Genomic DNA, 24682 nt, shown 5'->3' with positions numbered 1-24682 from the left:
CCGCACTTCCCACAACAAGGTTGAGTTACATATATACACACAACCAACCCGCACTTCCCACGACAGGGTTGAGTTACATATATACACGCGACTTTCAGAGGGCACTAAAGGATTGTAAGTACTTACGCATAAGGCCGTACCTTCAAACCGCTTCTGCATCGCAGGCCATAACGAAGGTCGGGTTTTCAATTTCCGAAGATACTGCTACGTTGATGCTCATCCAGTCGCGACGGACATTTTTCCGGCTACGAAGAAAGGACGGATTCTCTGATGAATCCTGAACCAGATAATGTGGGAAATGATAAACATGCCCAGAATGGCGAGCTGCATGCCCAAATTTCCTCCTCCTCGGCGGCTGCAGCTACCCCGCCGTCAGCTCTGGCTAAATCCAGCGGGAAAGGCACGAATCCGCGGACCGCATGGCCAACCTGCACTGGACCGGGTCGAAATGGGGAGGTGAACTGCGGTAACCCAACGGTGAGCCAGGCTGTCAAGCTGTGTGCTTCCCACGGCCGTCAGCAACGCCTAAAGGGCGAGTTATTACCCCTGCGGACGCGGAAAAGCAAGGCCCCTTGCGTGGGCCCCGGCCCTGACGATGAGGCCTGTGGCCGTCGCGTCTACTACCGTGAGCCAGGACAGGATGATGGTGTCTGCAAATCACACTACGACCAGCTAAAGCGCAGGGGGTGGTTAAGCGCTATAGCGCCAAAGCCTGCCCCGGTCCCTGACTCCGTCTGCAAGGGGCCCGGGCAGGACGGCTCCCCGACTTGTGACCGGAAGGCCGAATACGGCTCCGGCTACTGCGCCCCGCACGACCGGCAGTACCACAAAACCGGGAATCTCAAGCCAATACGCCGTACCAACACTCCAGACGGCCCCTGCATAGGTCCAGGTGACGGAGCGGCCTCATGCGGGAGGCTAATGACACACAAGTCACTGAAACTATGTGGCGGCCATTACGCCCAACAACGTCGGGGGGATGTCCTGACGCCGCTCAAGAAAAGCAGGAAGAGAGGGCTGTCTACTCCCTGCAAATTTCCTGGATGCAGGTACCTTGATGCCCCAGATGGAAATGGATACTGCCGCCACCACTGGCGCCAGCAGTACTTGGGGCAGGAGCTAGTTCCACTAAAGGGGAATTCGAATCGCGGTCGTCTAGTCCTCGTACGCGATGTGTCTGGCAACAAGTTGTGTCCCTCGTGCGGAGAGTGGAAGCCCGAGGACGACTTCAGCAGGAACTCCAACTCCAGTGACGGACTGAATCACCGATGCAGGCGTTGCCACGCGTCCGCTCAAAAGAAGTCGAAATACGGCATCGACATAGACGAGTTTGAATCGATACTAGATGCCCAGGGAGGGAAATGTGCAATTTGTCCAGCAACTGCACGGGTGGACGGTTTTCGTCTATCCATAGATCATGACCACACTTGTTGCCCTGGAACCCTTTCTTGCGGAAGATGCATTCGAGGAATCCTTTGCCCCGACTGCAATCGCGGTCTCGGCCTATTTCGAGACAACATCAGCTCACTTCTGAGGGCTGTGGAGTACCTGCGAGGTGGGGTAATCCCACATCGTGTTCCCACCCTCGACGTCAACACTCACCAGGCTGGCCGCCAACCACACGAGTCCGGCACTCGCAATGGCGAGCCTGGATCATCCAGCACTGACGATGATGACGACGACGGACTCTCCGGTGCAATGGCTGTTGCCTAAGGGCTGGGCACCTGGAGTTCATCGGGGGCGCGCCCTTCAGACCGAGCGCGCCCCTGGGGTTCACAAGAACCGCACCCCAATGAAGGGTTCACGGCATCTGTTTCAGTCGATGAGCACCGGCTGCTTGGCATCGTCCGAAGCTTCGACCTGGGCGTAACCTGCCGGGAACGGTGGTTCAGCCAGTTCGCCACCGCCAGGAGCGCCACGAGTCCGAAAGTGCTCAGGAGCTGGGGACGGGAATCCTCACCGATGAAGCCCACCGTAAAGATCGCCGCGAGGATGAGCAGGCCGAAGCACGTGAGCCACGGGAAGCCAGGCATCCGCAGGGGAAGGTCCGTACCCTCGCGGTCGGCACGGAGGCGCAGCGCAAGCTGGGCCAGGAGCGCGGACGTCCACACCAGCAGGCAGGTGGAACCCACGATGTTCAGCAGAACGCCAAGGACCATCTCGGGGAACGCCAGCTCCAGCACCACCGTGACAACGCCGAAAGCGACGCTGGCCAGGACTGCGACAACCGGAACGCGCGCCTTGGACACCGAAGCGAGCAGCCGCGGCGCTTCGCCCCGCTCCGCAAGGGAGTACGCCATCCGGGAGGCACCGTAGAGGTTGGCGTTGAGCGCGGAAAGCAGAGCTGCGACGGCTACCAGGGTGATGGCGGTGGCTGCCCCGGACATGCCGGCGGCCTCCAGCACGGCGGCGAAGGGGCTCTTCAGCCCCTCCGAACCCACGGGAACCACCGCGGCGATCACGAAGATTGCACCGATATAGAACACCAGGATCCGCCACAGCACCGTGCGGACCGCTTTCTTCACGCTGCGGGCGGGCTCGGCGGTCTCGGCTGCAGCCACGGACACGATCTCGGTGCCGCCGAACGCGAAGGCCACCACAAACAGTGCCGTGGCAATCCCGGCGAAACCGCTGGGCGCGAAGCCGTCGCCCGTGAAGTTGGACAGGCCCGGCGACTGGACGCCCGGCAGCCAGCCGAAGAGCAGGGCGGCGCCCACAGCCAGGAATGCGACGATTGCCGCGACCTTAAGCAGGGCGAACCAGAACTCGAACTCGCCGAAGTTCTTCACGCTGGTCAGGTTCACGGCGGTGAGCACCACGATGAACACGAAGGCCATCAGCCACACGGGCAGGGCCGGGAAGATGGAGGCCAGCAGGCCTGCCGCCCCGAGCGCTTCGGCCGCGATGACCACCACGAGCTGCAGCCACCACAACCAGCCCACGGTGGCACCGGCCACCGGCCCGTAGGCCTTGGCGGTGTAGACGGAGAACGCGCCGCTGTCCGGGTTGGCGGCGGCCATCTCGCCGAGGGCCCACATCACCAGGATGATGAGGGTACCGGCCACGAGGTAGGAGATCAGCACTGCAGGGCCAGCGGCCTGGATGCCGGCGCCGGAGCCGATGAAGAGGCCCGCGCGATGGCGCTTCCGAGGCCCATCATGGTCAGCTGGCGGGGTTTGAGGGCGGCGCCGAGTGGGCGCGCAGACGTCTTTGTCTGTTGTTCCATGGGGATTCCTCTGGTTAGTAGGTGGAACGGGTTGGGGTTGGGAGCAAAGAGTTTTAGGCCGCGTGGGCTTCCAGGATCCGGAGCACGCGGTCGTTGGATGCCGGGTCGGCAACGGTGATTAGCACGCCGTCGCCTTGGTACGCCCGGACCAGGATGCCGGCACCATCGAACGCATCCACCAGCCTCGTCCGGAGCTCGTCGCCGGCACGGATCCACAGGAAATTGCCCTGGCTCGGCTGCAGTTTCCAGCCCCGGGCTTCCAGGTGAGTGGCCATCCGTGCACGCTCCTGCTTCACTGCGGCAACGCGAACTTCCATCTCCTCCCCCGCGTCCAGCGACGCGATGGCCGCTTTCTGGGCCAGCGCGCTCACGGAGAAGGGAAGGGCGGTCCGGCGCAGTCCCTCAGCGATGTCCGGCGCAGCTACGGCGTACCCCACGCGAAGGCCGGCAAGTCCATAGGCCTTCGAGAAGGTGCGCAGGATGCAGACGTTCGGGTATTCGCGGTAGAGCGCCAGGGAATCGGGTCCGCTGCCCGCTTCGGCGTATTCCGCGTAGGCCTCGTCGATCACCACGAGGATATCCGAGCGAACGCTGCCCAGGAACGCCTCGATGCGTTCGTGGCTGATCGGTACGCCGGTGGGGTTGTTGGGGGTGCACAGCAGGATGACCTTCGTGCGTTCGGTGACGGCGGCGGCCATGGCATCGAGGTCGTGGCCCTCAAGATGGTCCAGCGGGATGCGGACCGGCCGGGCGCCTGCCAGCTCAACCAGGATGGGGTATGCCTCGAAGGAGCGCCACGCGAAGATCACCACATCCCCGGCGTCGCACAGTCCGGTGATGATCTGCTGAAGGACGCCCACGCTGCCCGGATCTACCGCTACTTCCTCCGGGGTGACGCCCAGCCATATGCAAGAACTGGCTCTCGCCCGAAGGCCTCAACTTTTATCAGTTTCAGAACCAGCTAGGGCTTATGGCGCAGTAGCATTGCCACTACATGTCTTCACTTTCCGCGCACCGTCATTCAACGAAGGCAGGGCGGACCGCAGATACTAATTCATCCAAAGAAGTCGCATATCTTATGGCGATCTCCGCGCTGAGGACACCCGCTTCATCGTTCAGTCGCACTAGTCGGCCTTGGATATCCGAGCGCAAGAGCTTGGCCATTCTCTTCCGCATAATTATCAGCGAGGCAGGGTCTTTTGCTTGCCTACTAGTCAGACTGCCATCACCGTGGACAATGGCATTTCGAACTTCAATAACCAATTCCATATCTTGCCATGCGGGCATACTTCCCGCTTGGATTCCAAATCCGCTTTTAAGAACTCTATTCCTTGCCAGCCAAGACTGATGAAACGAATCGCCATATTCCTGGAGCAAATTCTTTCCCAATTGAGTGGAGTCCACACCCGATTCTCGTATCAGCAGATCGATAAACCGATCTGCTAGCGCCTCAACTCTGGACGACACTGCTACGATCTGTCCACTTACGTCATTCTCCCATCGGGAACTAACGCGGTTCAGTGCCCTAACGGTGTCTTCTGTGAGCAAATGTGCAGAAGCACTAATCAACATATTTGGAGCCCCAGTTATAGGCAGCCTTGCACAGCTTTGAGTCTCCTTGGATGGCCTTTCCGACCTGGCTCGCAGTATTTCCATCCAGGGATCCGACACAAGCGGCGACACCAACTCTAGTAACATCAGACGCTTGCATGTAGATCTCCGACAACTCCTCCGTTGAAATGGACCTGCGTCTTGACAGGTACCAAGCCGCTTCGGCCCTAACCGTCTCGTGCCTGTCTTGCAACAGCTGTTTGACCCAATCTAAGATTTGCTGTTCATGTTCAGAGGCGCCTGCAGTTAATTGGCTCGCCAGCCCGACCATCCACAACTTCGCCCATGAGCTTTGACGCGGCAGTTGGGTCAAGCGCCTCAAGGCAGCCCAATTTTGATCCATTTCTGGCCGTCGGCGTAAGTAGGAAATCACCTCATAGAGTCTGATGGGCTCACGCTCGGTGATCTTTACAAGCCAGTCGTCTTCTAGCCGGCTTGTTGCCGACTGGAGACGCTTCAGGGTACCGGGGCCGAAATGAGCATGGACACCGCGCATGGACTCTTCCCCGCGGCTCCAGTCTTCAATGACTCTGCTCAGAGATACGAAGTCGATCTCGTCCTCGTCCGGCTCCGCCAAGTCGTCATCGTCATCGTCATCGTCAAAGAATGGCTCGTCGTCATAACCCATTCTCTCGGTTTCTACAGCCCAGAGTTCGTCCTCAGCTTGGCTTCGAAACTCATCGAATGCACGATTGATTTCATCTATGTCTTCTCTAACTCGCCGCTTTGGCGACAGCTTAGTCTTCCCATCCGCCAGCACTAGGCCAATCTCTCTAGCCATATCGACGGCAAACTCTATGGCATCATGTGCTGCGCTTTGATCTGCGGCAATAAGCCGAAAGTCATCGACGTACCTGTGGACAGAAAATCCCTTGCGCACGAGCTGTCGCTCTAACTTTTGAATGTATGCATCGGAAATGCGATGACTGGGTTGCATTGCTTGAGGAATGCCAATTTTGCGCGGGAACATTTCATGTAAAAGGTCGTTGAGCGCAGATACTGCGGAAGCGTTCATAGTCTGCATCAGTAACTCTTCGGCTAGTATCCTGTGGTCAACATATTCGTAAAATGCGGCTATATCGAAGTCAACGATGTACACTGTCGGATCCACAGAATCGTCTGTACCAAACTTGCGGTGTTCATCAATGTCAATGTCTCGTGACGAAGCAGGGAGGTGTGGTTCAAGTTCCTGCACCAAGGCTTCGTAGAGCACCCTCGCCTCAGGCGGGAGGATAGTTATCGGTCTTGGCCCATGCACCCTCTTAGGCATTGTGATCGTTTCCACTACTGGCGAGTAATGAGACTTGACCAGAGCACCCGTCTGCGCGGCAAGTTCTTCAGTGGCGTTACTCAGGCAACGTTGCGAAATGAGCAGAGGCATCAATGAGCCTGGCGGATTTATTGACCTCTTTGCCGCTTCTTTTAGCGGCAGCTTGTCGACTAACTGGCCCTGCAATTTCACGCTTGAAGCCTTTCCTGCTGATTGGTTCTCGCGCCAAGCCTAGCCGCTTGACGGTGGCAACCGTCGAAAGGGGAACGGAACAATCTACTGCAGCTGCCAGCCTTGTTGCCTCGTGGAAGGTAAAGAAGTCATTCGAGGGAGACAACGCCCTCTCGCCCGCTCCAAGGCTCGGTACCGGTCCTGCCACAAAGATTTCGTAAACTCGCCCGAGCGGTTGAGGCAGGACCCGAACGATTTGATCGACTCGCCTCGGCGCGCCAGCTACAGCCGCCGCTGCCGGAACATCGGGAACGACTCCCGCACCCGGTCCACCGTCTCCAGCGAAACCTCCACCGCTCGGACACCGGCAGCAAGACCAAGGTCCGCTTCAACAACCCCCATCGGATTCACGAGCACACTCCGCCCCACCGACACCGGCGGAGCCTGGCACACCCCCGCCACGTACACGCTGTTCTCGATCGCCCGCGCCGCGTTCAAGGCCAGCCACTGCTCCGTCTTGTGCTCGCCCGGCACCCAGGACGAGCAGACCAGCAGGACCTGCGCGCCGGCGTCGGCCAGCGACCTGGCCAGCTCCGGGAACCGCAGGTCGTAGCAGGTCATCAGCCCGAACCGCACTCCCCCGTGCTCGAACACCACCGGTTCGAGGGACTCGCCCGGCTTGATGAACTCGGACTCCCCGAACCCCTGCGCGTCGAAAAGGTGGATCTTCCGGTAGGAAGCCAGTTGGCCGCCGTCGGGCCCGAACGCCACCAGTGTGTTGTACGCCCTGCCCCCTGGCTCGTCCGAGGTCTCCACCACGCCCGCCACCAGCGCAATGCGGTGACGGCGGGCAATGCCCGCCAACTCCTTGCAAACCGGTCCGTCCAGCGGCTCGGCGACCGCGGGGAAGGTCGCGTCCACCTTCTTCTTCTCGTAAGTGGCGTACTCCGGGAACGCGACCAGCGCAGCGCCGTCGCGCGCTGCCTCGGCGGCGAACCGGTCGATGACGGCCAGGTTGGCCCGGACGTCGGCACCCGACTCCAGCTGCCCCAGCGCTATCCTCACAACCGTTCCTTCCCTCGGCTCGGCGGCCACACTACAAACTGGCAGGCTCAGACCGTGGCCTCGACCGTCGCCTTCTCCGTGGCCGTCATCTCCGGCGGCGAGGCCTTGAACCCGCGGGTGATCAGGGCCAGGACCAGCACGCCCAGCACCAGCCAGGACACCCCCAGCGTAATGGCATTGCTGTCCAGCCGGGAGAGCAGGTAGGCGCAGATGATCGCGCCGACCACCGGGACCACCACGTAGGACACCGGATTCAGCTGCTGCCCAGCCCGGCGCTGGCGCACATAGTGGAACACCACCGCGGCGTTCACAAGCGTGAAGGCGGTGAAGGCACCAAAGTTGATGAACGACGTCGAGGTGGCCACGTCCAGGAAGATCGCGATCAGGCCCACGATGCCCGTGACCACCAGGTTCGCCACCGGGGTGTGGAACCTCTCGCTCAGCCGGCCGAAGACCGCCTTGGGCAGGACGGAGTCGCGGCCCATCGCGTACAGCAGGCGGGAGGCGCTGGCCTGCGCGGCGAGGCCGGAGGCGAACTGCGCCACCACCAGGCCGGCCAGGAACACGGCGCCGAACAGCTGCCCGCCGATCTGCAGGGCGATGGAGCTGGCCGCGGAGGCCGAGTCCTCGAACACGCCGCCGGGGTGGACCAGCTGGGTCACGTAGGACACCGCCACGAAGATGCCGCCGCCGATCAGGGCCACGAGCATGATGGCGCGCGGCACGGTCCGGCGCGGGTTGATGGTTTCCTCGGTGAGCGTGGTGACGGCGTCGAACCCCAGGAACGAGTACGCGGCGATGGCCGCGCCGGCGGAGATGGTGGCGAAGCTGGCGGTGTCGTTGAAGAACGGCTGCCCGCTGGCCAGTCCCCCGGCGCCGTTGGCGGACACCACGCTGCCGATGCCCAGCGCCACGAAGAACACCAGGACCAGCAGCTGGAACGCCATCAGTATGTAGTTGGCCTTGTCCGCCACCTTGATGCCCAGGATGTTCAGCAGCGTGGTGATCACGATGAAGCCCACGATCCAGACGCCGATGGGGATGCCGGGGAACTGGGCGCTCAGGTAGGAGCCGCCGATGAGCCAGATAACCATGGGCAGGAAGAGGTAGTCGAGCAGCACGGCCCAGCCCACCAGGAACCCCACCCGGGAATCGATGGAGCGGCGGACGTAGGTGTAGGCGGAGCCGGCCACAGGGTAGGCGACGGCCATCCGGCCGTAACTGTGCGCCGTGAACAGCATGGCCACGAGCGCCACGAGGTACGCGGCGGGCGCGGCGCCGCCGGTGGTTTCGGCGATGATGCCGAAGATCCCCAGGACGATGATCGGGGTCAGGTACGCCAGCCCGAACAGGACCAGCGAAGGCAGCTTCAGCGTGCGGGTCAGGGTTGTTGTCACGGTGTTTCCTTAGGGCTTGTAGGACGGCGGTGTCCAGGTGGCCGGGTTGATCCGGCCTTGGTAAACGGAAAGTTCGACGGCGGGCTCCCCCTCGCGGAACTGCGACCAGGGGCGGTTGAGGTTCTCCGTGCCGTGCGTGCGGACGCGCTCGACGGCGGCGAGGTCCAGTTCCGCGGTGAGCAGTTGCGGTTGATCGTCGGCGGCCTCGGCGACGGTGTTGCCTTCCGGGTCCACGATGATGCTCTTGCCTTGGCCGGTGGGGCCGGCGCAGTTGACGCTGACCATAAAGACCTGGTTGACGATGGCGTTGGCCTTGGCGAGGATCAGTTCCTGTTTGCGGTCCGGGGTGGTGGTTTTGACGACGTTGAGGATTACGTCGGCGCCCATCCAGGCAAGCTGGCGGGACACTTCCGGGTACCAGGCGTCGTAGCAGATGTTCAGGCCCACCCTGCCGGTGCCGGGCAGGTCCACGGTGGTGAACTTGTCGCCGGGGTCGTAGGGCTCGAACGGGCGCCAGGGGAAGATTTTCCGGTAGTAGCCGGCGAGCTCCCCTTCGGGAGAGAGGACCAGCTGGGTGTTGAACAGCTGGCCTTCGGGGCCGCGTTCGCAGACGCTGCCGGGGACCAGCCAGATGTTGAGGTCTTTCGCGAGCTCTTTGAGCTCTTTGACCCGTGGTCCGCGCAGCGGTTCAGCACTTGCTTGGAGCATTTCGCTGCGCTGCCGGTCCGGGGTTTCGTCCCCGAAGAGGTGCAGCTCGGGGAAGACGACCAGCTTGCTGTGCGGCTGGGATTCGAGGGCTTTCCTGACCTCCTCCGCGAAGGCCGAAACGGGTTCACCGATGAGCCGAGGCCTTGCCTGGGCGGCGATGAGGGGAAGGATGCGTTGCATGGTTTTTTCTCCGCGTTGGGGTGTGATCCGGGTTATATTAGATCAGAATGATCAAATAAAGGGAAGGGGGCTGATGTGGGCCGTAAAGTAGCGGATATGACCCGTCAGTTGGAGGACACCGCCGAGCCCTCACCCATCGGCGCTGACAGGATGCCCGGGACGGACCGGCGCAGCGCGATAGATGCGGTCCGCCTCCGGATCGGGATGGCAATTTCGTTGGGGCTGTTGAAGCCGGGCGAGCGGCTGCCGGACCAGGAGGACGTGGCCCTGGGCCTGTCGGTCAGCCCGATTACGGCCCGACGCGCGCTGGCGAGCCTGGCGGAGCAGGGCGTGGTGGTCCGGCGCCGCGGCCGTGCCGGCGGGACCTTTGTGGCGGATTCGCCGCCTTCGGATGTTTTGGCGTCACTTTCGGCGTCGCCGGCAGAGTCCCAGGCCGTGAACCGGCTGGTGGACCGGCGGCTGCTGTTCGAATGCGCTGTCACGCACTATGCGGCGGTTAATGCCTCGGCTCAGCAGCTCGACGAGCTGGAGCGGCTGACCCGGGACATGGCCGAGGCAACTGACTGGTCCGTCTACCACCAAGTAGACGAGCGGTTCCATCAACTGGTGGGAACGTCATCAGGGATGGGCACCGCCGTCGATGTTTATCACGAGACGCTCGCCGAGCTCTACGACTACTTCATCCCCTACCCCATCGAGAAGCTGCACAAGTCCAACCACGACCACATCGCGCTCGTGGCCGCCCTCCGCGCCGGTCATGTTGAAGAAGCCGTGGAGGTTTCGCGAAAGCACGTGGACATCCTGCACCGGACGATGTTTATGGGGCTGGCGCAGGGCGGAGCCTAGGACTCTTTCTCTGAAACCAGCCCGAACAGATTCTGTTAAGCTGCAGGATTACCATGAGGCATGGATTCTGCCCTTCTTGCCGCCGTCGTCACGGCCTCTTTCGCTCTAGCCGCTACTGTTGTGGCGTCACTAATTGCCGCGGTAGCGAGTCTGAGGACGCAGCGCGGTCAAGCAGAAAACAACGAACAGCTAATACGCCTGAAAGACCGCCTTGACGCGGAGAAGGCACATCACGAACGGCATCTGAGCTCGAGGGCTGAACTTAATAACCTTCGGGAACCGCTGTTGCTCGCTGCCAAGGATTTGCAGAGCAGAATCGACAATATTCGCAGGAAGAACTTCTTCTTCTACCTCAACAGCGAAGACGACCACCGCCGTGATGTAGCCCTCCTTGGGACTCTGCACAGGTTCGCTACGTACTGGGCGGTTCAGGAATGCCTGTACAACCGCACCAACTTGCTACGTTTCGAGTCCGACGTGAATAGCCGCGAAGTTGTGGAAGATGTCGAAGGCTTGGCACGCACCTTCGCTTCAGACAGCTCTGCTGGACTGAACCTTATCTTCTGGCGAGAGGAACAGCGTGCCGTCGCCGAGCTTATGGTCGACTTAGGCAGCGCCGACCCCGTGCCAACGGTCGCGGGATTCGCCACGTTCAGGAAGAGGTATCGCGAAGACCTTCGTAGAGAGACACCCGAAGACCTCGCCCTCTGGTTGGGCCGCTTCGCTCAGGACCTCCAAGTCCCTACGATCGCTGAAAACCGCCGGTTGAAAGAGCTGGAGGAGAACCTTGACGCCTTGGTGAGAACACTGGAAAAGGGCAAGACGGCCGACCAGGCGTATTGAGCGCATGATCCTGGCGGTAGCGAGGTACGGCCAACCAGGCGCATTTGGCGGCCGCAATCGATACCGTCTTAATAAGAGAAGGCCTCCGCAAACCGGAGCCACGCGCTCTTCACGACTTGCTTAGGACAAATCTGTCGTGCCAAGCGACTACGTTTCGAATGAAAGCGAAGATAGGAGTGGACGGAAGCATCCCAAGGCGGATGGCCAGTCGCATACCGTTGCTTCATGAAGGAGTGGTCCACGTCCGGCCCAACATATCCGCAGCATACGACCTGCGAAATTCGTGCCACACGATCGGGCTTAGAAGGAAATGTCTGTTCGCCGACTCGATCCAGAATGGGGTAATCGACGGCGGATCCGGCTTCCTCGCGAAGGCTTAACGTCACTGGGTGGCCCGGCTAGGGTAAGGACATGGCACGAGGAGACACCGAGTTGACCTTCAAGGCAGCAGCCGCAGCTGATGGCATCGAACTCATTCAGAATTACTCGTTTCAATGGATGACGGAGCAGGGGCACTTCGGTCTCCCACCAGAGGCGGCTGGCGCGGTTAGGTCCCTCCACGATATCTTCCTGGCGCTTGAGGGTGACCCTGCCCCGTATGCCGCCGGGCGTACTAACGTACTTCGAGGCGACCTACTCTACAAGCCGACCGGGACCATCATTGAAGTTGATGAATTTCAGCACTTCTCAAGCTGGAGGCTAATCACCCTAGATGCTTACCCTCCGGACGCAGCCATGGGATTCGACCGCGACGAATACATTAACCTGTGCCGTCTCAATTCCCGCCGAGCCGACAATTATCGAGCCTCCAAGATCGCCAAGGGCTTCCCTAACCCGGGTTCGAGGACGAGGCAGCGCGCCTACTACGACTCTCTGCGTGACTTGGCCGCCACGGCGATGGGCCTGCCGCCGGTCATTCGGGTGCCGGCCGTCGACGACGATGGCGGACACGCATATCGGAGGCATCGAGACAAGATCGCTCGAGCCCTCTCCATCTGAGGCCGTTAGGCTTCGTTCCCGCATCCTTTAGGGCGGAAAGACCTCCGCCTGCTGGTTGAATGGGATCAGCAGCGAAGACGAGCGGTTCTTCAGAGAGGAAGCGATGAAGTTCTTTATACCCGGGATATCTCCCGAGGAGCAGGACAGCGTGTACGAGGCTCTGGCCGCTGTCTGCCATGCAGAAGCTTTGCCAGATGGTGAGAGGATTCAATCAATTACGTTTTCGAAGTCGACAGTCGAGACATGGACTGCGACCGTTGGAGATCGCCTATCGGGAAAGAGGACGATCACAACCGGACGGGGGTCATCGCTTCGAGAGCGGACAGAGAAGTTGTCCGACGGGGCGACAGTTCTAGCAATATATGCAGGAGCTCCGTACATGGTATTCACGGACAAGGGAGTGAACGGCGTGAGATCCGCATGGGAAAGCCCCTTTATGGCAAGTGAGCATCCCACATCGGTCCGAACGTTTGAAGCCGATTAGGAATCTCCCGAGGTCGGTCCTTCCTGCCCCACCTGCCAAGCCATTTTTCGCTGTTTGTCTTCATCGAGTTGGCTAAAATGGACAGCCGAGAGGGCGCGCTCGGCTAGAACCGGACGCGCCCTTCGTGTGTCCTAAACCATCGAATCGGTAAAACGCCCAAATCAGTCGACGAGCACCGGCTGCTTTTCTCCGTCCGACGATTCAACAGCAGCCGGAGTCTTCCCACTCCGGTGGTGGAGCCAATTCGCCACCGCCAGCAGCACCACGAGTCCAAAAGTGCTCAGGAGTTGGGGACGGGAATCCTCGCCGATGAAGCCCACGGTGAAGATCGCCGCGAGGATGACCAGACCAAGCACCGTGAGCCACGGGAAGCCGGGCATACGGAGGGGAAGCTCCGTCCCGTCGCGGTCGGCGCGGAGGCGCAGCGCGAGCTGGGCGAGGAGCGCGGAGGTCCACACCAGCAGGCAGGTGGAACCCACGATGTTCAGCAGGACGCCAAGGACCATCTCGGGGAATGCCAGCTCCAGCACCACCGTGACAACGCCGAACGCGACGCTGGCCAGGACGGCAACAACCGGGACCCGGGCCTTGGACACCGAGGCAAGCCAGCGTGGTGCTTCGCCCCGCTCGGCGAGGGAGTACGCCATCCGTGAGGCACCGTAGAGGTTGGCGTTGAGGGCGGAGAGCAGTGCAGCGACGGCCACCAGGGTGATGGCGGTGGCCGCGCCCGGCATGCCGGCGGCCTCCAACACGGCGGCGAACGGGCTCTTCAGCCCCGCCGAACCCACGGGAACCACGGCCGCGATAATGAAGATCGCACCGATGTAGAAGACCAGGATCCGCCACAGTACTGTCCGGACGGCTTTCTTCACGCTGCGGGCCGGCTCAGCGGTCTCGGCTGCCGCCACGGACACGATCTCGGTGCCGCCGAACGCGAAAGCCACCACGAACAGTGCCGTGGCAATCCCAGCGAAGCCATCAGGCGCGAAACCGTCTCCGGTGAAGTTGGCCAGGCCCGGCGACTGCACGCCCGGCAGCCAGCCGAAGAGCAGGGCGGCGCCCACCAGGAGGAACCCGACGATTGCCGCCACCTTGAGCAGGGCGAACCAGAACTCGAACTCGCCGAAGTTCTTCACACTGGTGAGGTTCACAGCGGTGAGCACCACGATGAACAGGAAGGCCATCAGCCACACCGGCAGGTCCGGGAAGATGGTGGACAGCAGTCCTGCCGCACCGAGTGCTTCGGCGGCGATGACCACCACGAGCTGCAGCCACCAGAGCCAGCCCACTGTGGCGCCGGCCACCGGCCCGTAGGCCTTGGCGGTATAGACGGAGAAGGCGCCGCTGTCCGGGTTGGCGGCGGCCATCTCGCCGAGGGCCCACATCACTAGGATGATGAGGGTGCCGGCCACGAGGTAGGAGATCAGCACGGCCGGGCCGGCAGCCTGGATGCCGGCGCCGGAGCCGATGAACAGGCCCGCGCCGATGGCGCTTCCGAGCCCCATCATGGTGAGCTGGCGGGGTTTGAGTGCGGCGCCGAGGGCGCGGCCAGACGTCTTTGTCTGTTGTTCCATCTCCCCGCCACTTCACGATCCGGATCAGCCCGTGAGCTCGGCGCGGCGGAAGCGCAGTTCTCGCAGCGCCCCGTTCAGGGGCGATCCGGTAAAAGGCAAGGCTTCCAGATCGATGGCGGCGGCTGCCGTCAGTGCTACCTTGTTCGCTGCTGTAGCAGCTCTTTCCGGCAGCCCGATGCTGGCGGCGAAATCCTGCCAATGCCGGACCTTGAGGCTCTTCACCCTGCCGGCGACGGTCAGAGCCATGGTGTCGTCGCCGTACAGGAGCGTGCAGGGGATGTCGTAGACCGGGGCCACCGCCCAGCCGTATTGGCCTTCCAATACCGATGCGTTCTTGGCGTGCAGGTCACCGTTGCCGGTAAGCCATGCAAAAACGAACTGCAGGTAGAGGTTTCTTACGGCGATGACTTTGGCTTTGCACAGCCCGGCCAGCGCCAGCACCACTTCCTCAGAGCTGACGGCGTATTTTGACGCCGGCGGGAGGTTGAGGACCTGCGCGGCGTCCTCCAGGGCCAGACGCAGCAGCCCGTCGCCCTGGGTGCGGTCGAACCGCTCAACAAGCAGGCCGGGCAGGCCGTTCCGGTCCAGGACAACATTGTGCTTGGCAACCGGAATTTTCAGGGCCTTTGCCCCACTGAGATGGGCTGCTTCGTTGAGGACCAGGTGCCGGTGCCGGGGTGGATCCAGTTTGAGCAGGTACCGGCGGTTAGCCAGAGCCAGCGGCGTGGTCAACATCGAGGCGCTGGCTTTGGATTGGACGCCCGGCAGCCCGTGCGGATCGACTGCGTCCGACAGAGAGGCAAAGTCGAGATCCTCCGGGTGCGACGTGTCCGCCAACGGCGGAGGCTCAACAGGCACTTCCCCGGCCGGCACCACCTGAACGTCACCGGGAACGTCGGCGCCGACAGCAAGAAGCAGGCTCAGTTCGTCGCCCATACTCGTCTTGACGGCCTCCCGGAGCACGGTGAGACGGTGGCCTTCGGGCAGGAGGCCAGAGAAGAAGGACGGTAGTGCACCGCTCGGGGCTTCCACCGGCTCCGCCGTAATAGGCAGAGTGGTAGCGACAGGGCGGCCGCCTGAGGCCAGGTAGCCTGGCCTGTAGGAAAAAACGACACTGCCGCGGCCGGTGCGGTTCAGATGTCCGGCCAGGACGCCCGCCTTGTACACGTCCGCGCTACGGACAAATTTCAGGCGCCCCAGGTCATCAGTCATCGGTAGCCCTCAGGTGCAGTCCCACCGCGTTGGCAGCTGCGACCACCGTAACCAGTGAAGGATTGCCGGTCCCCGTTTCGATGGCGTGAATAGTCCGTGAGGACGTACCAATCAGGCCCGCCAGGACGCCTTGGGTGATACCGGCTTCCCTGCGGGCGCGCCGGATCCTGGCACCAATGGCCGCCACGTCCTCCATCCGGTCACCTTTCTGAAATATATTGCTGATACGTCCAGTACCATCGCTAACTGTGCCCCAGTTCATCACATTCTGCAATATATTTCCGAATAGCCTTGGCGTGCCGCGTCCAGAGGGCCGATAAAGAGCTAAGCAGAAGGATATTTCCGATTTACGGTCCCCGCCACCGTAGACTCAAGGCGGAGAAGGCCGTCTGGACGGCCTTGAAAAAGAGCCTCCCGGATGACTGCCCGCACGAGGCTGGGTAAGAATGGAGCCTATGCAGAATCGTGTGCGCCTCACTGATCTACGCCGGGACACTTGGGAGGGCGTGGTCGGGCTAACCGTCACCGAGGATCAGCGTGATTTCGTCGCCCCGAACGTCTTCTCTATTGCCGAGAGCCGCTTCCTGCCCGGCTTCATGACCCGCGCGGTGTTGCACGGCGAAGAGGCTGTGGGCTTTGCGATGTACGGCCCCGACTCTGACGACAACGGGCACCTGTGGCTGTACCGCCTGATGATCCATAAGACCCACCAGGGCAAGGGCCTCGGCAGGGCAGCGCTTCAGGAGATCATCAGGCATGCCCGAGACGAGCTCGATGCACCGCTCCTTCGGTTGGGCGTACGCGCTGACAACATCGCAGCCACCGCCCTCTACAAGTCTGCAGGCTTCATCTCCACCGGCCAGACCTTCGGTTCGGAAGAAATCCTGGAACTCCGCTTTCCTAGCGGCACCTGAGCCCCAGGCCCTCGACGTGCACCGTGAGAGTTCAGGACTTACCTAATCAGGAAAACTCCCGGGGCGTCGTTAGGCGGAGGACCTGGCTGACTAGGTTTGCACATGATGCGGGCACGCAGGTGCAGATAAGGTGCGACACCGCCCGACCGGGGCAACAGGAGGTGGGGAACTGGTTCACCACTGCCGTTAGCGCCCAGCATCCCTCAGCGCATTTGAGGACAAGCCACCGATATTTTCCGGGGTTCAAATCCAAGAGTGTTCGACTTTGAATTGACCTCGGTGAGCAGGTCCGTCATATAGGCGCCCCAGTGCACAAAGCCAGCGGGCCCGCCGTCGTGAATTGCGACACCGCCCCATGTCCTTGGACACTGGTCGGCGCCACTGAAAAAACCGAGGGCGCGCCCTTCCTAAGCCGGACGCGCCCTCGTACGGACGGAACCCGCGGGGCAGGCTCAAAAGCTCCTGATTTAGTCGATAAGAACCGGCTGCTTGGCTTCATCCGAAGACTCAATAACGGGCGCAACCTTGCGGTTCCGGTGATTCACCCAGTTAGCCACCGCCAGAAGCGCCACGAGCCCGAACGTGCTCAGGAGCTGGGGACGGGAGTCCTCGCCGATGAAGCCTACCGTGAAGATCGCGACCAGGATGAGCAGACCAACCACCGTGAGCCACGGGAAGCCGGGCATCCGCAGGGGAAGCTCCGTCCCCTCGCGGTCGGCGCGGAGGCGCAGCGCGAGCTGGGCCAGGAGCGCGGATGTCCACACCAGCAGGCACGTCGAGCCCACGATGTTCAGCAGGACGCCAAGGACCATCTCGGGGAATGCCAGCTCCAGCACCACCGTGACAACGCCGAAGGCAACGCTGGCCAGGACGGCAACAACCGGAACCCGGGCCTTGGACACGGAAGCAAGCAAGCGTGGTGCTTCGCCCCGCTCGGCGAGGGAGTACGCCATACGTGAGGCGCCGTAGAGGTTGGCGTTGAGGGCGGAGAGCAGTGCGGCGACGGCAACCAGGGTGATGGCGGTGGCCGCGCCGGGCATGCCGGCTGCCTCCAACACCGCAGCGAACGGGCTCTTCAGCCCTTCAGAACCGACGGGAACCACAGCCGCGATAATGAAGATCGCACCAATGTAGAACACCAGGATGCGCCACAGCACCGTGCGGACTGCCTTCTTCACGCTGCGGGCCGGCTCAGCGGTCTCGGCTGCCGCCACGGACACAATCTCGGTGCCGCCGAACGCGAAAGCCACCACGAACAGTGCCGTGGCAATCCCGGCGAAACCGTCGGGCGCGAAACCGTCACCGGTGAAGCTGGCAAGGCCCGGCGACTGCACGCCCGGCAGCCAGCCGAACAACAGGGCGGCGCCCACCAGGAGGAACCCGACGATCGCCGCCACCTTCAGCAGCGCAAACCAGAACTCGAACTCGCCGAAGTTCTTCACACTGGTCAGGTTCACAGCGGTGAGCACCACGATGAACAGGAAGGCCATCAGCCACACCGGCAGGTCCGGGAAGATGGTGGACAGCAGGCCAGCCGCACCGAGCGCTTCGGCCGCGATGACCACCACGAGCTGCAGCCACCAGAGCCAGCCCACTGTGGCACCGGCCACCGGCCCGTAGGCCTTGGCGGTATAGACGGAGAAGGCGCCGCTGTCCGGATTGGCGGCGGCCATCTCGCCCAGGGCCCACATCACTAGGATGATGAGCGTGCCGGCCACGAGGTAGGAGATCAGCACGGCCGGGCCGGCAGCCTGGATGCCGGCGCCGGAACCGATGAACAGGCCCGCGCCGATGGCGCTTCCGAGCCCCATCATGGTGAGCTGGCGCGGTTTGAGTGCCGCGCCGAGGGCGCGGCCAGACGTCTTTGTCTGTTGTTCCATGGGGATTCCTCTGGTTGTAGGTGGAACGGGTTGGGGTTTAGGTCAGTTGATTGTCAGGCCGCGTGGGTTTCCAGGAGCCGGAGCACACGATCGTTGGAGGCGGGATCGGCAACGGTGATCCGCACGCCGTCGCCCTGGTACGCGCGGACCAGGATGCCTGCGCGGTCAAAGGCGTCCACCAGCATGGCCTGGAGGCGGTCATCGGCGCGGATCCACAGGAAGTTGCCCTGGCTCGCCTGCAGTTTCCAGCCCTGGGCTTCCAGCTGCGCTGCCATCCGGGCGCGTTCCTGCTTGACGGCAGCGACGCGCGCTTCCATCTCCTCCCCCGCGTCCAGCGACGCGATGGCCGCCTTCTGGGCCAGCGAGCTCACCGAGAAGGGAAGGGCGGTCCGGCGCAGCCCCTCGGCGATTGTCGGCGCCGCCACGGCGTATCCCACGCGCAGGCCGGCGAGCCCGTAGGCCTTCGAGAAGGTGCGCAGGATGCAGACGTTCGGGTACCGGCGGTAGAGCGCCAGCGAATCGGGGCCGCTGCCCGCTTCGGCATATTCCACATAGGCCTCGTCGATCACCACAAGGATGTCGGAGCGGACGGATTGCAGAAAAGCCTCGATGCGTTCATGGCTGATCGGCACCCCGGTGGGATTGTTGGGGGTGCAGAGCAGGATGACCTGCGTGCGGGCAGTAACGGCCGCAGCCATGGCATCGACGTCATGGCCCTCAGCGCTGTCCAGCGGAATGCGGACCGGCCGGGCGCCGGCAAGCTCAACCAGGATGGGGTACGCCTCGAAGGAGCGCCACGCGAAGATCACTTCATCCCCGGCGTCGCACAGGCCGGTGATGATCTGCTGGAGGACGCCCACGCTGCCTGGTCCCACCGCCACCTCTTCGGCCGTGACGCCAAGCTGGCGGGCAAGCCGTTCGCGGAGCTCGACGGCGGCACTGTCCGGGTAGCGGTTCATCGTACCCGCCGCCGCGGCCACCGCAGCGGCTGCCGCGGGAAGCGGTTCGTAGTGGCTTTCGTTGCTGGCGAGGGCTGCGATGTCCGTGCCGGCACTGCGCCGGCCCGGGACGTAGGGAGGGAGGCCGGCCACCGCGCCGCGAAGGGTGGGGAGGGCCGTCTCCGGTGCGGTCACGAGTTGATCAGGGGTCATGAGCACCGATCATGGATGTGACCCGGCGCACAATGCAAGATACCCTCAACCCATTGGGACTTCTGCTCAACTTCAACTGATTGTGGTGAAAATATGACCATCCCGAACCCTCGCACCCTGGATTCCCTCGACGGCAGGATCATCCTGGCCCTGGACAAGGACCCCGAAGCCAGCGCCCTGGCACTCTCCCGGACTCTCGGCGTCGCACGCAACACAGTCCATGCCCGCTTGGCACGGCTCGAGCGCAGCGGCGCCCTCCGCTCCTTCAGCCGCAGGCTGGACCCCGCCGCGCTTGGATATGACCTGATGGCCTTCCTCTCGCTGTCCATCAGCCAGACGCGGACAGGTGCAGTGGAAGACGGCCTCGCCGCGATTCCGGAGGTCATCGAGGTGCACGCCACCACCGGCGACGCGGACCTCATGGCCAAGGTGGTGGCACGCGGTACGGCCGATCTCTACCGCATCACCAACCAGATCCTGGAAATCGAGGGAATCCAGCGGACCAGCACGGCCATTTCCGTGCTGGAACTCATGCCGCCCCGCTACGACGGTCTCCTGAGCCGGCTGTCGAAGCAGGAATCGCGCCCTTCGGACTAGCCGCGGATGACGCACCCCACAGGTGGGCAAATTTTCACTTGGCATGCCGATCTTCTGCCAATTATCCCAACTCAAGCAGGCTCTATTGCCTATCCGGGGAGCAAGCCAGAAGATTCCTGCATGACTTCACTTACCGTCTCCGGCCGCGTGGCGCAGGTCCTCAGCAGCTACCTCAGCGATGTTTTCGGCGTCATGGGCAACGGAAACGTCCACTTCCTGGATGCCGCGGAAAAGCTGGGCCTCCGCTTCTCCCCCGTCCGGCATGAAGGCGCCGCCCTCGCCGCGGCCGACGCCTACTACCGGGCCTCGGGACGTCTCGCAGCGGGCACCACCACCTACGGCCCCGGCTACACCAACGCACTCACCGCCCTCGCCGAGGCGGTCCAGGCGCAGATCCCCGTGGTGCTGGTCACCGGGGACGCTCCGAGCAGCGGCGTGCGGCCCTGGGACGTGGACCAGACGGCCATCGCCGCGGGCCTCGGGGCGGCCACCTTCACCGTCAGCCGCGACGCCGCGGGCTCCATCACCCGGCAGGCGGTGGAGTACGCGCTCACCAAGCGGACCGCCGTCGTGATTGCCATTCCCTACGACCTCGCGGCACTTGAGGCTGCGGAAGAAGACCTCCTGAAGCCGTCGGCACCTACCGTGACGGACGACGTCGACGGCGGCCTTGGGCAGGTAGCCCGCCTGCTCGGCGGGGCGAAGCGGCCGCTGATCCTGGCCGGCCGGGGTGCGCATCTCGCCGGAGCCGGCCCCGAGCTCCGGGAGCTCGCCGACCGCCTGGGCGCGCTGACCGCCGGAACAGCACTGGCGCTCAACCTCCTCCAGGGCGACGGGTACCTGGGCGTCGCCGGCGGCTTCGGCACAGATACTGCTGCCGGGCTGATGGCTGAGGCCGATGTGGTCCTGGTGGCCGGGGCCAGCCTGACCCCCTTCACCATGCGCTTCGGGCACCTGCTCGGCCCGGACAGCACGGTCATCCAGATCGACACCGCCCTGCAGCCGACGCACCCCCGGGTGGATACCTTCGTCAGCGCGGACGTGAAGTCCGCTGCGGGCCGCCTCCTCCGGCTGCTGGATGACGGCGCTCCAGCGGATCCCCACTCAGAAGCCTGGCGCGCGGAAGCCCGCAAACGCCTGGCCGAAGGGCCAGGCCACGAGGCAGGCTCAGTGGAGACCCCCGACGGCCGGCTGGACCCGCGGTCCCTTGCCTCGGCACTGGATGCGATGCTGCCGGAGCGCCGCACGGTGGTCCAGGACGGCGGGCACTTCATGGGCTGGGCACCCATGTACTGGCGCATCCCGCGGCCCCAGGACCTGGTTATGGTGGGCACCGCCTACCAGACCATCGGGCTGGGCCTTGCCAGCGCCGTCGGGGCGGCCCGCGCGGTGGAGGACGGCCGCACCCTGGTGCTGGCCTCCGGCGACGGCGGTTTCCTGATGGGCTTGTCCGACCTCGAATCGCTCATCGCGGCGGCAAGCAGCGCCGTCGTCGTGATCTACAACGATGCCGCCTACGGAGCCGAAATCCACCAGTACGGCTCCCAGGGCCTCACCGAAAAGCCCATGCTGATCCCCGAGGTGGACTTCAGCGGCGTCGCCCGCGCGCTCGGTGCCGACTCGGCGGTCATCCGCTCGCTGGCGGACCTTGGCGCGCTTCAGGAGTGGATCCACGCCGGCGCCAAGGGAACCTTCGTGGCCGACTGCCGGATCACCTCCAGCGTCCGGGCCCCGTGGATGAGCGAGTGGATGAAAGCCAAGCAGGAGGCGAAGGCGGCTGTGGCGGGGTAGGGCGCCTTAGGACCTTTGAGGCTCCGCTCGCGGTTCACCATCCAGAGCAGCTGAACAGGAGGGGTGCGGGAAAAACAGGGGGAAATTGCATCCCAGCCCCACGACGCCGAGTTGCATTTCACATTCATAGCGATACCGATATAATTTTGACATGCCGCTGAGTATCCCCGAATTGGCGAAGCGCCTAAATGTGAACGAAAGCCGTGCCCGGCACCTTGTCCAATCCGGTCGCATCCGGGGGCAGAGAGTGGGCGGAAGATGGCTGGTTGACGAAGCGGATGCATCCCAATATCGGCCCGGGGCACCCGCTGGCCGGCCCCTTTCGGAGCGTAACGCATGGCTGTTCGCCTTGGCCGCGTGCAATGCCTGGGAAAACGCGGAGCCCGATCTTCTCGTGCGCGTGTCTCCCGTTGAGAGGTACCGCCTCAACCAGCGACTGCAACGGTGGAAGGACGCAGCCTTCTCCGCCCCCCTTCTGCTAGCGTTGCTCGCCAACCGCGCCGACAGACTTGAGTTTTCCGCCGGCCGGGGCGATATCCCGGAGCTGAAGAAGGATCCTCGGCTCCGGCCGTCCGGGGTATCCCACCCAGAATCGGGTCTGCTCGCTAATTCCGAACTCGAGGCCTATGTAAGCCGGGGTGACGTCGATGCCCTGCTAAGGGATTGGTTCCTGGTGGAGACCAAGCCTGGGCAGCGGGCCAACGTTGTTCTGCGTGTAGCCAACGACGTCCCCGACGAGCTTCCGCTACTGGTCGTAGCTGCGGATCTGGCCGAACGCCCAGGCGCCCGGGAACAGGAAGCCGCTCGAGAACTTATCAGGAGCCTCCGTGCCGATTGAACTTCCAGCAATGCCTGTCGAGCAGCAGGAAGCCTGGCAGGCGGTGTTTGAGATCCATTCGGGTATGTCACAAGGCTGGGTCCTAGTCGGGGGACAGGCCGTCTACCTGCACGCAATTGAACGAAGTGCCCCCATTGTCAGGGCAACAACTGACGCCGATTTTGCCCTCGACATCCGGGCGTACCCTAGGATGCTCCACGATTTCACCTCACTATTAAAGAAGCTTGACTTCGAATCGGCGGGCGAGTCGCTGGAAGGCCACCAGCACCGATGGCTTCGGGGAAAAGCCGTTGTGGATGTCCTCATCCCACGTCATCTGGGTGAACGGGCAGCCGGGCGCCTTGGCGTAACAGGCGGGACTACGATCGCGGCTCCTGCCACCCAGCAGGCCCTGGACAGGGCGGAAACGGTTGATGTCATCGCAGGGACAACCACGGGTCAGGTGAACCGCCCATCACTACTCGGCAGCCTGATCGGAAAAGCCGCCGCCCTGAAGATTGTGAATGATGAATTCCGAGAGCGGCACATCACCGATTTCCTAACCCTGGCCGCCGTGGTGGGTGCGGGTGACCTGCGGGGCGTCACCTATCAGACTGCAGAACGCGATCACCTTGCACATATGCTCGGCCACCTGAAAAACACCCCCGAGCATATGGACCTTGTGCCCGAAGGTGCAGACGGCGTGGAGCGCCTCCGGATGTCCCTGGGCTGATCCTGGCATGCACTCAACGCATGCTACTTCACCAGTGCCGCGCTGGTTCCGCTCCGTCAAGGCCCCGCTAGCACAGGAACAACCGCATCCCCCCGGTATCATATTCGTAGCGGAAACACTATAAATATGCAATGCGGCCGGTAACGGGACGTCGTCCATTAGCTGGTCCCGGCGCACACCCGGCGGGCCGCCGTCGAAACTTACGACGGCGGCCGGCTGGCACCTCGGCGGCAGTCCTTGCGTCAGTGCTGTGGCATCTGGCGAGATCCAGCAGCGGCTTTCCCCAAAAGCCAGCCCCACCAGATCAGGACGGCGCCGAAAAGCACGCCCGCGAGCAGGCCAAACACCGGAACGAACGGACCCTCAAGGGCAAGGAACAGAACACTGCTGACTGCCAGCAGCACCCCGGCTGCGCGGGGGAAAACGGAGCAGCGGGCCGCCGCGGCACCAATCATCCCCAGACCCACAAACCATCCGAGGGCTGCAACGCCGACGGCGATCATGGGCCAGGAAGCCAGCAGCGGCCCGTCAAGCCGAAGCAGGTCAGGAGCCCGCTCCGCAAGCACCGGAAATACTGCCGCTTCGACGGCGGCAAGACCGCCGGTACAGCCTGCACCCACCAGAGTGACTGCTAAGCCTGCATGTCCCAGCCTGCCCATTTGATCTCCATGGGCGGCAACAAGGCCGGTGGCTCCGAAAACTGTCAGAACAAAGACAACCAAGCCAACCAGGTGCACGGGAACCCACCACGCTGCGGATTCCAGGACCACGTCACCGATCGGCCGATCGAAAATACTCGGGTGCAGGAACGTCACGGCGATGACCAACACACCGGTTACCGCAAACGACACAGCTGATAAGCGAAGCGAAACCCTCAACATGGCCATGTCCCACTATAGATTTTTGGCGCCACCACTGGGAACGGCGGCGGCCGGGAAGGACGTGCAGCTCGCGCTGGTAGTCCTTTCTGGAGCCCGAATTGAGCAATCCAACAGAGGGGTCACAACGAACTCTGTTTAACAACGAAGACCCACCCGCAGGGAAGGAAGTAGCCAAATTGCCGAAGGGAATCGTCATCAGTAGCCGAGGCAACTCAGCCTCTGTCCTCGTCGACGGCGTCTTCGCCCTCTTCTTGGTCACTGTCGCTGAGGCCGAGGCCTACGTCGCCAGCCTCCGCGCCCTCGACTCCCTCGACGCGCCAGCCCCTTAAGCC

Annotated in this window: 22 protein-coding genes and 3 pseudogenes; 12 read left to right on the top strand and 13 right to left on the bottom strand. The window is 63.0% G+C overall.

The genetic code is table 11. From position 1 onward, the window contains the following. Positions 1-270: 270 nt before the first annotated feature. Positions 271-1713, top strand: coding sequence for an endonuclease VII domain-containing protein (locus M1E17_RS05835; protein WP_457966071.1), 1443 nt, complete (start codon positions 271-273; stop codon positions 1711-1713). A 102-nt stretch (positions 1714-1815) separates the two neighbouring features. Here M1E17_RS05835 and M1E17_RS05830 read toward each other — a convergent pair. From M1E17_RS05830 to M1E17_RS05800, 7 genes and pseudogenes are all read right to left on the bottom strand, one after another. Further along, a pseudogene (locus M1E17_RS05830) lies at positions 1816-3226 on the bottom strand (amino acid permease). 53 nt (positions 3227-3279) lie between these two features. After that, positions 3280-4128 (bottom strand): annotated as a pseudogene (locus M1E17_RS05825) (aminotransferase class I/II-fold pyridoxal phosphate-dependent enzyme); the annotation flags it as partial. A gap of 115 nt (positions 4129-4243) precedes the next feature. Further along, positions 4244-4630, bottom strand: a complete 387-nt coding sequence (locus M1E17_RS05820; protein ID WP_236821480.1) for a hypothetical protein — start codon at positions 4628-4630, stop codon at positions 4244-4246. A 157-nt stretch (positions 4631-4787) separates the two neighbouring features. Next, positions 4788-6299 carry an RNA-directed DNA polymerase gene (locus M1E17_RS05815; protein WP_457966069.1) on the bottom strand — a complete coding sequence of 504 codons (1512 nt, stop codon included), beginning with the start codon at positions 6297-6299 and terminating at the stop codon, positions 4788-4790. A 261-nt stretch (positions 6300-6560) separates the two neighbouring features. Next, a complete protein-coding gene (locus tag M1E17_RS05810) occupies positions 6561-7343 on the bottom strand; it encodes a carbon-nitrogen hydrolase family protein (protein ID WP_457966068.1) in 783 nt (260 codons plus the stop codon). A 47-nt stretch (positions 7344-7390) separates the two neighbouring features. Beyond that, positions 7391-8740: an APC family permease gene (locus M1E17_RS05805; RefSeq protein WP_457966067.1), complete on the bottom strand. Its 1350-nt coding sequence runs from the start codon at positions 8738-8740 to the stop codon at positions 7391-7393. A 9-nt stretch (positions 8741-8749) separates the two neighbouring features. Further along, a complete protein-coding gene (locus M1E17_RS05800; protein ID WP_457966065.1) occupies positions 8750-9628 on the bottom strand; it encodes a carbon-nitrogen hydrolase family protein in 879 nt (292 codons plus the stop codon). Between the two features lie 96 nt (positions 9629-9724). Here M1E17_RS05800 and M1E17_RS05795 point away from each other — a divergent pair, with 96 nt between their 5' ends. From M1E17_RS05795 to M1E17_RS05780, 4 genes are all read left to right on the top strand, one after another. After that, positions 9725-10474 carry a FadR/GntR family transcriptional regulator gene (locus M1E17_RS05795; RefSeq protein ID WP_457966064.1) on the top strand — a complete coding sequence of 250 codons (750 nt, stop codon included), beginning with the start codon at positions 9725-9727 and terminating at the stop codon, positions 10472-10474. A gap of 60 nt (positions 10475-10534) precedes the next feature. Continuing rightward, positions 10535-11317: a hypothetical protein gene (locus M1E17_RS05790; RefSeq protein ID WP_457966063.1), complete on the top strand. Its 783-nt coding sequence runs from the start codon at positions 10535-10537 to the stop codon at positions 11315-11317. Positions 11318-11749: 432 nt separating this feature from the next. Further along, a complete protein-coding gene (locus M1E17_RS05785; RefSeq protein ID WP_457966062.1) occupies positions 11750-12316 on the top strand; it encodes a DUF7255 family protein in 567 nt (188 codons plus the stop codon). Between the two features lie 55 nt (positions 12317-12371). Continuing rightward, a complete protein-coding gene (locus M1E17_RS05780; protein WP_457966060.1) occupies positions 12372-12800 on the top strand; it encodes a hypothetical protein in 429 nt (142 codons plus the stop codon). 161 nt (positions 12801-12961) lie between these two features. On the opposite strand, the gene M1E17_RS05775 is transcribed toward M1E17_RS05780, so the two are convergent. Genes M1E17_RS05775 through M1E17_RS05765 form a run of 3 tightly spaced genes read right to left on the bottom strand, consistent with a single transcriptional unit; the run spans position 12962 to position 15782 of the window. Beyond that, positions 12962-14374 (bottom strand): amino acid permease, encoded by a 1413-nt coding sequence (locus tag M1E17_RS05775; protein WP_457966058.1) that lies wholly within the window; start codon positions 14372-14374, stop codon positions 12962-12964. Positions 14375-14398: 24 nt separating this feature from the next. Beyond that, on the bottom strand, positions 14399-15586 hold the full coding sequence (locus tag M1E17_RS05770) for a type II toxin-antitoxin system HipA family toxin (RefSeq protein WP_457966056.1): 1188 nt from the start codon (positions 15584-15586) through the stop codon (positions 14399-14401). After that, entirely contained in the window at positions 15579-15782 is a 204-nt protein-coding gene (locus M1E17_RS05765) for a helix-turn-helix domain-containing protein (protein ID WP_457966054.1), read from the bottom strand. Before M1E17_RS05765 ends, M1E17_RS05770 begins: the two co-directional genes overlap by 8 nt. Positions 15783-16041: 259 nt before the next feature. Here M1E17_RS05765 and M1E17_RS05760 point away from each other — a divergent pair, with 259 nt between their 5' ends. Next, positions 16042-16500, top strand: coding sequence for a GNAT family N-acetyltransferase (locus M1E17_RS05760; protein WP_457966053.1), 459 nt, complete (start codon positions 16042-16044; stop codon positions 16498-16500). Between the two features lie 467 nt (positions 16501-16967). Here the strand turns inward: M1E17_RS05760 and M1E17_RS05755 are convergent, their stop codons facing one another. Further along, positions 16968-18380, bottom strand: coding sequence for an amino acid permease (locus M1E17_RS05755; RefSeq protein WP_457966052.1), 1413 nt, complete (start codon positions 18378-18380; stop codon positions 16968-16970). A 53-nt stretch (positions 18381-18433) separates the two neighbouring features. Then, entirely contained in the window at positions 18434-19531 is a 1098-nt protein-coding gene (hisC, locus tag M1E17_RS05750; RefSeq protein WP_457966050.1) for a histidinol-phosphate transaminase, read from the bottom strand. A gap of 93 nt (positions 19532-19624) precedes the next feature. Between hisC and M1E17_RS05745 the strand changes: the two genes are divergently transcribed. The 5 genes and pseudogenes from M1E17_RS05745 (at position 19625) to M1E17_RS05725 (ending at position 23469) form a co-directional block, all read left to right on the top strand. Then, positions 19625-20128: an Lrp/AsnC family transcriptional regulator gene (locus M1E17_RS05745; protein ID WP_457966048.1), complete on the top strand. Its 504-nt coding sequence runs from the start codon at positions 19625-19627 to the stop codon at positions 20126-20128. A 120-nt stretch (positions 20129-20248) separates the two neighbouring features. Continuing rightward, entirely contained in the window at positions 20249-21919 is a 1671-nt protein-coding gene (locus tag M1E17_RS05740) for a thiamine pyrophosphate-binding protein (RefSeq protein ID WP_457966046.1), read from the top strand. Between the two features lie 151 nt (positions 21920-22070). Next, positions 22071-22148, top strand: a pseudogene (locus tag M1E17_RS05735) (hypothetical protein); the annotation flags it as partial. A gap of 171 nt (positions 22149-22319) precedes the next feature. Then, entirely contained in the window at positions 22320-22757 is a 438-nt protein-coding gene (locus M1E17_RS05730) for a hypothetical protein (RefSeq protein WP_457967975.1), read from the top strand. Continuing rightward, complete coding sequence (locus tag M1E17_RS05725; protein ID WP_457966045.1) at positions 22747-23469, top strand: hypothetical protein; 723 nt, start codon at positions 22747-22749, stop codon at positions 23467-23469. Before M1E17_RS05730 ends, M1E17_RS05725 begins: the two co-directional genes overlap by 11 nt. Before the next feature lie 242 nt (positions 23470-23711). Here the strand turns inward: M1E17_RS05725 and M1E17_RS05720 are convergent, their stop codons facing one another. Next, positions 23712-24320, bottom strand: a complete 609-nt coding sequence (locus M1E17_RS05720; RefSeq protein WP_457966043.1) for a hypothetical protein — start codon at positions 24318-24320, stop codon at positions 23712-23714. Positions 24321-24526: 206 nt separating this feature from the next. Between M1E17_RS05720 and M1E17_RS05715 the strand changes: the two genes are divergently transcribed. Further along, positions 24527-24679, top strand: a complete 153-nt coding sequence (locus M1E17_RS05715) for a hypothetical protein (RefSeq protein WP_457966041.1) — start codon at positions 24527-24529, stop codon at positions 24677-24679. Positions 24680-24682: the final 3 nt, after the last annotated feature.

The sequence above is a fragment of the Arthrobacter sp. D1-29 genome, assembly GCF_054130585.1.
Note: the sequence above shows the minus strand (reverse complement) of the source record. Positions and strands in the feature narration are given on the sequence as shown.

Excerpts from the sequence above, each read along its gene's own strand:
- M1E17_RS05790 (WP_457966063.1), top strand. The coding sequence starts at position 10,535 with ATGGATTCTGCCCTTCTTGCCGCCGTCGTCACGGCCTCTTTCGCTCTA.
- M1E17_RS05800 (WP_457966065.1), bottom strand. The coding sequence starts at position 9,628 with ATGCAACGCATCCTTCCCCTCATCGCCGCCCAGGCAAGGCCTCGGCTC.
- M1E17_RS05755 (WP_457966052.1), bottom strand. The coding sequence starts at position 18,380 with ATGGAACAACAGACAAAGACGTCTGGCCGCGCCCTCGGCGCGGCACTC.
- hisC (WP_457966050.1), bottom strand. The coding sequence starts at position 19,531 with ATGACCCCTGATCAACTCGTGACCGCACCGGAGACGGCCCTCCCCACC.
- M1E17_RS05770 (WP_457966056.1), bottom strand. The coding sequence starts at position 15,586 with ATGACTGATGACCTGGGGCGCCTGAAATTTGTCCGTAGCGCGGACGTG.
- M1E17_RS05740 (WP_457966046.1), top strand. The coding sequence starts at position 20,249 with ATGACTTCACTTACCGTCTCCGGCCGCGTGGCGCAGGTCCTCAGCAGC.
- M1E17_RS05765 (WP_457966054.1), bottom strand. The coding sequence starts at position 15,782 with ATGGAGGACGTGGCGGCCATTGGTGCCAGGATCCGGCGCGCCCGCAGG.
- M1E17_RS05745 (WP_457966048.1), top strand. The coding sequence starts at position 19,625 with ATGACCATCCCGAACCCTCGCACCCTGGATTCCCTCGACGGCAGGATC.
- M1E17_RS05835 (WP_457966071.1), top strand. The coding sequence starts at position 271 with ATGAATCCTGAACCAGATAATGTGGGAAATGATAAACATGCCCAGAAT.
- M1E17_RS05760 (WP_457966053.1), top strand. The coding sequence starts at position 16,042 with ATGCAGAATCGTGTGCGCCTCACTGATCTACGCCGGGACACTTGGGAG.
- M1E17_RS05795 (WP_457966064.1), top strand. The coding sequence starts at position 9,725 with ATGACCCGTCAGTTGGAGGACACCGCCGAGCCCTCACCCATCGGCGCT.
- M1E17_RS05775 (WP_457966058.1), bottom strand. The coding sequence starts at position 14,374 with ATGGAACAACAGACAAAGACGTCTGGCCGCGCCCTCGGCGCCGCACTC.